We start from the raw sequence: 4,809 nt of genomic DNA on the forward strand, positions 1-4,809 counted from the left end.
TCATAGCCCTCACCTTGCCCGCCCATGCCGACGGCGAGGTGCAGAAGCTGATCACCGCCGCAGACAAGGCGCGGCTGGATAAGTATGGTGAGACGCGCAAGGCGGCTCTGGATGAGGCAAAGGCCGGCGATCCGGCGGAGGTCAAGCAATTGGATGACTTGCTCGCCAAGCCGCTCGTCGCCTTCTCCGACACGGATCTCACCGGCGACTGGAAATGCCGCACCATCAAGGCCGGAGGCTTGAGCCCGCTGATCATCTATGGCTGGTTCAAGTGCAAGGTGACCGACGACGGCTCCGGCTGGCGGCTTGCCAAGATCAGCGGCTCGCAACGCACCACCGGCCGCTTCTTCGACGATGGCGAGAAGCGCTCGATCTATCTCGGCTCGTTCTCGGTGAACAACGACAAGGCCAAGCCCTATGGCAGCGGCCCCGAAAGCGACCAAGTCGGCTACGCCTTCCGCAACAGCGCCACCGAATGGCGCATCGAATTCCCCGCGCCCTATTACGAATCCAAGCTCGACATCATGGAATTCAAGCGCTGAGCCGGGCTTTGGCGCCTGACCGAAGACCTTCGGCTCACCAAGGATTAACCCGCCCCGCATAGCATGCGCCCGGTTTTGAGAGCGGGTGCTTGCCATGGCGGCGTCGGAATCGAGTACGCGACCGATCGTGGTCGTCACGGAAGGTGGCCCGCATATCTGGGCAATCGTCAATGCGATTGCCGATCGCGTCGGTCCTGTCAGCGTCATCCTCGAGAACCCTGAATCCAAAAAGCGGCTGCTCATGGGCCGCGCCCGGCGGCAGGGTTGGATCTCGGCCATCGGGCAGCTCGGCACGATGGTGCTTACCAGGCTCGGCAAGCGCTTCCTTGCCGGCCACGCCGAGCGGCTGATCGCCGAGGAAAAGCTCGACGCCGAACCGCGGCAAGGCCAGGCGATCATCCATGTGCCCTCAGCCAACGGGCCGGAATGCCTGAAGGAAATCGCCAGCATCGGACCGGGCGTCATCCTGCTCGCCGGCTGCAGACTGCTGTCGAAGGATACGTTGGCCAGGATGCCTTGCCCGGTGCTCAACTATCACGCCGGCATCGCGCCAAAATATCGCGGCATGAATGGCGGCTACTGGGCGCTGGCGTCCGGCGACGCGCAGAACTTCGGCACCACCGTGCATCTGGTCGATGCCGGGGTCGACACAGGCGGCGTGCTGAAGCAGGCGCGCGGCAAACCCAAGACGGGCGACACCATCGCCAGCTACCCGCTGCGTCAGGCAGCGTTTTCGCGCGATATCTGCGTCGAAGCGGTCGGCAATGTGCTGGCCGGCAGGCTGGAAACGATCGATCCTGGCCTGCCGTCCAAGCAATGGTATCACCCGACGATCTGGTTCTATCTCTGGATCGGCCTGACCAAGCGCGTCTGGTGATTGGCCGGCAACGGATTCCAGCATTCGCTTTGCGCCATCGCCAGCGTCGCTTTTGAAGGGGCGCGCGTCGTCCCATAACAAGCGGCCCAACAGCGCTTGCGGCAATGCTCCGACATATCGAGGAGTTGAGAATTCATGGCCGATCTGATCGTCGTCTATTGGCGCGACATTCCCGCCCAGGTCATCGTCAAAAAGGGCCGGCAGAACGCCAAGCGCGAACTGCCGCTGCGCTTCACCGAGGCGATCGACATGTGCGCGATGCGCACCGGCGCCGGCGGCACAGACGACTATCTGGCGGAATGGCGCAAGGCCGATCCCGTCCCGGTCGGCGACGACATCGAGGCCGAGGTCGAGAAGGCCTATCAGGAACTCGACGCGAAATATGACCGCGAGCGGCTGGTCGCTCTGGTCAAGGCTGGCGGAAAAGAAAATGTCTGAGAAGCAGCCGGCGGTTACCCAGGCCACATTGGTCAAGAAGGCAGCGCCGAAATCCGACTACAAGCCTGCCGACGTGTCGCCGCAGCGGCGCGTCCAGCGCACCTTCGCCGTGCGGCTGTGGTCGATCAGGCATTCGCGCCTGCTCGAATGGTTCTACAGCCGGTTCGCCGACGCTTTCCTGTTGTTGCATCCTCTGTGGAAGGGCATCGGCTATGGGCGCGTCGAGGCTCCGGTGAAGTTCGTCGAGAAGCGCGTCAAGGGCTTCATGTTCGACTGCCGCATGTGCGGCCAGTGCGTGCTGTCGTCGACCGGCATGTCGTGCCCGATGAACTGCCCCAAGCAGCTGCGCAACGGCCCGTGCGGCGGCGTGCGCGCCAACGGCAACTGCGAGGTCGAGCCGGACATGCCTTGCGTCTGGGTCAAGGCCTGGGAAGGCTCGCGCAACATGGTGCATGGCGACAAGATCCTGACCGTGCAGAAGCCGGTCGATCAGTCGCTGCGCGAGACCTCGGCCTGGCTGCGGGTGACCGCGCAAGCCGCCGCCGCGCGTGAAACGGCCCAGAATCCCGGAGCTTCGGCATGAACGCCCGCCAGCGCGACGAGAATCCGGCCGGCATCCACCTGCCGCTCGATCCCCTGCCCGGCCACACCTCGCGCGGCCGGCTGGAGCGCGTGCTGCGCCGCGGCGAGTTCGCGGTGACGACCGAACTCAACCCGCCCGACAGCGCCGATCCCGAAGATGTCTACAACCGCGCCAAGATCTTCGACGGCTGGGTCGACGCCATCAACGCGGTCGATGCCTCGGGCGCCAACTGCCACATGTCCTCGGTCGGCATCTGCGCGCTGCTTACCCGCATGGGCTATGCGCCGATCATGCAGATCGCCTGCCGCGACAAGAACCGCATCGCCATTCAGGGCGACGTGCTGGGCGGCGCCGCCATGGGCGTCGCCAATATGCTGTGCCTCACCGGCGACGGTGTGCAGGCCGGCGACCAGCCCGGCGCCAAGCCTGTCTTCGACCTCGATTCCATGTCGCTGCTCGAAACCATCCGCATCATGCGCGACAACGGCAAGTTCCTGTCCGGCCGCAAGCTGACGACGCCGCCGCAAGTCTTCCTCGGCTGCGCGGTCAATCCCTTCGCGCCGCCTTACGACTTCCGCCCGATCCATCTCGGCAAGAAGATCGCCGCCGGGGCGCAATTCGCGCAGACGCAGTACTGTTTCGACGTGCCGATGTTCAAAGCCTTCATGCAGAAGGCGCGCGATCTCGGCCACACCGAAAAGCTCTTCCTGCTCTGCGGCGTCGGGCCGCTCGCTTCCGCCAAGACGGCGAAATGGATCCGCTCCAACGTGCCTGGCATCCATATCCCTGACGCGGTGATCAAGCGGCTGGAAGGCGCGCAGGATCAGAAGAAAGAAGGCAAGCAGCTCTGCATCGACATCATCAACGAGGTGAAGGAAATCCCGGGCGTCGCCGGCATCCATGTGATGGCCTACCGCCAGGAGGAATATGTCGCCGAGATCGTCGATGAATCCGGCGTGCTGAAAGGCCGCCAGCCCTGGAAGCGCGAGATCCGCCGCGATGACCAGCTGGTCGCCGAGCGGCTCGACCACATACTGCACGACGAGATTACCGAAACCCAGGTCGACATGGTGAAGACCGCGCACTGATGTATGTCGCCCAAAAGTGGGAACCGGTTTTGGGGCAACGACATACGTCAACTTAGAGTCTAGAGCGCGGCCGGCACGCATTCACTTGAACCAAATCAGATAACGATATAAAGAACTCTTTATATCCCGACGGAGAGATCGCATGACCCGCACCATCGTCGCCTCGGCGACCCGAGAAATCGTCATCGGCTTCGATCAGCCCTTCTGCGTGATCGGCGAACGCATCAACCCGACCGGCCGCAAGAAGCTCGCCGCCGAGATGGTGGCCGGCAACTTCGAGACCGTCATCAAGGACGCGCTGGAGCAGGCCGCCTGCGGCGCCACAATGCTCGACGTCAATGCCGGCGTCACCGCCGTCGACCCCAACGCCACCGAGCCGGCGCTTCTGGTGCAGACGCTCGAGATCGTGCAGGGCCTGGTCGATCTGCCGCTGTCGATCGACTCCTCGGTCACCGCAGCGATCGAGGCCGCGCTGAAGGTCGCCAAGGGCCGCCCGCTGGTCAACTCCGTCACCGGCGAGGAAGAAAAGCTCGAGGCCATCCTGCCGCTGGTCAAGAAATACAACGTCCCGGTCGTCGCCATCTCCAATGACGAGACCGGCATCTCGATGGACCCGGATGTCCGCTTCGCCGTCGCCAAGAAGATCGTCGAGCGCTGCGCCGACCACGGCATTCCTTCGCATGACGTCGTCGTCGACCCGCTGGTGATGCCGATCGGGGCGCTGGGCGATGCCGGACGCCAGGTGTTCGCGCTGCTCCGGCGGCTCCGCGAAGAGCTCAAGGTCAACACCACCTGCGGCCTCTCCAACATCTCCTTCGGCCTGCCGCACCGCCACGGCATCAACGCCGCCTTCATCCCGATGGTGATCGGGGCCGGCATGACCTCGGCGATCATGAACCCGGTCCGTCCGCAGGAAATGGAAGCCGTGCGCGGCGCCAATGTGCTCAACGGCACCGACGAGAACTGCACCAACTGGATCCGCACCTACAAGGACTACAAGCCGGCCGAAGGCGGCCACGCCGTTGCCGCTCCGGTCGCGGTCACCGCCCCCGGTGAAGGCGCTGCCGCCGGCGGCCGCCGCCGCGGCGGCCGCGAAGCCCGCATGGCCAGGGGATAAGCGCGCAATCGTGGGCCGCACCGCAAACAACGCTGGTCCGATCGCATCGCGGATGCGTTCGGACAGCTCTGCTTTGCGTTCAGGCCATACCCACTATGGCGTCGAACAACGCCATGCCCGCCCACGACCCGAAGATGCCCGTGACGCCGCCGACGATGAAATCA

Annotated in this window: 6 protein-coding genes; all 6 read left to right on the forward strand. The window is 64.4% G+C overall.

Annotation, left to right across the window (positions count from 1 at the left end; all coding sequences use genetic code 11):
* The first annotated feature begins 2 nt into the window (after positions 1-2).
* The 6 genes from EOA27_RS22390 to EOA27_RS22415 all read left to right on the forward strand — a co-directional run bounded on the left by EOA27_RS22390 (position 3) and on the right by EOA27_RS22415 (position 4,645).
* On the forward strand, positions 3-542 hold the full coding sequence (locus EOA27_RS22390) for a DUF4893 domain-containing protein (protein ID WP_127257212.1): 540 nt from the start codon (positions 3-5) through the stop codon (positions 540-542).
* 94 nt (positions 543-636) lie between these two features.
* Positions 637-1,419 (forward strand): formyl transferase, encoded by a 783-nt coding sequence (locus EOA27_RS22395; protein ID WP_126082175.1) that lies wholly within the window; start codon positions 637-639, stop codon positions 1,417-1,419.
* A 135-nt stretch (positions 1,420-1,554) separates the two neighbouring features.
* Positions 1,555-1,857 carry a virulence factor gene (locus EOA27_RS22400; RefSeq protein WP_041003951.1) on the forward strand — a complete coding sequence of 101 codons (303 nt, stop codon included), beginning with the start codon at positions 1,555-1,557 and terminating at the stop codon, positions 1,855-1,857.
* Positions 1,850-2,440 carry a methylenetetrahydrofolate reductase C-terminal domain-containing protein gene (locus EOA27_RS22405; protein WP_189343108.1) on the forward strand — a complete coding sequence of 197 codons (591 nt, stop codon included), beginning with the start codon at positions 1,850-1,852 and terminating at the stop codon, positions 2,438-2,440. Before EOA27_RS22400 ends, EOA27_RS22405 begins: the two co-directional genes overlap by 8 nt.
* A complete protein-coding gene (locus EOA27_RS22410) occupies positions 2,437-3,528 on the forward strand; it encodes a methylenetetrahydrofolate reductase (RefSeq protein WP_126082174.1) in 1,092 nt (363 codons plus the stop codon). Before EOA27_RS22405 ends, EOA27_RS22410 begins: the two co-directional genes overlap by 4 nt.
* 142 nt (positions 3,529-3,670) lie before the next feature.
* Positions 3,671-4,645 carry a methyltetrahydrofolate cobalamin methyltransferase gene (locus tag EOA27_RS22415; RefSeq protein WP_126082173.1) on the forward strand — a complete coding sequence of 325 codons (975 nt, stop codon included), beginning with the start codon at positions 3,671-3,673 and terminating at the stop codon, positions 4,643-4,645.
* The last annotated feature ends 164 nt before the right edge of the window (positions 4,646-4,809 follow it).

Origin of the sequence: Mesorhizobium sp. M2A.F.Ca.ET.037.01.1.1 (assembly GCF_003998075.1) — a bacterium.
Taxonomy (GTDB): Bacteria; Pseudomonadota; Alphaproteobacteria; order Rhizobiales; family Rhizobiaceae; genus Mesorhizobium.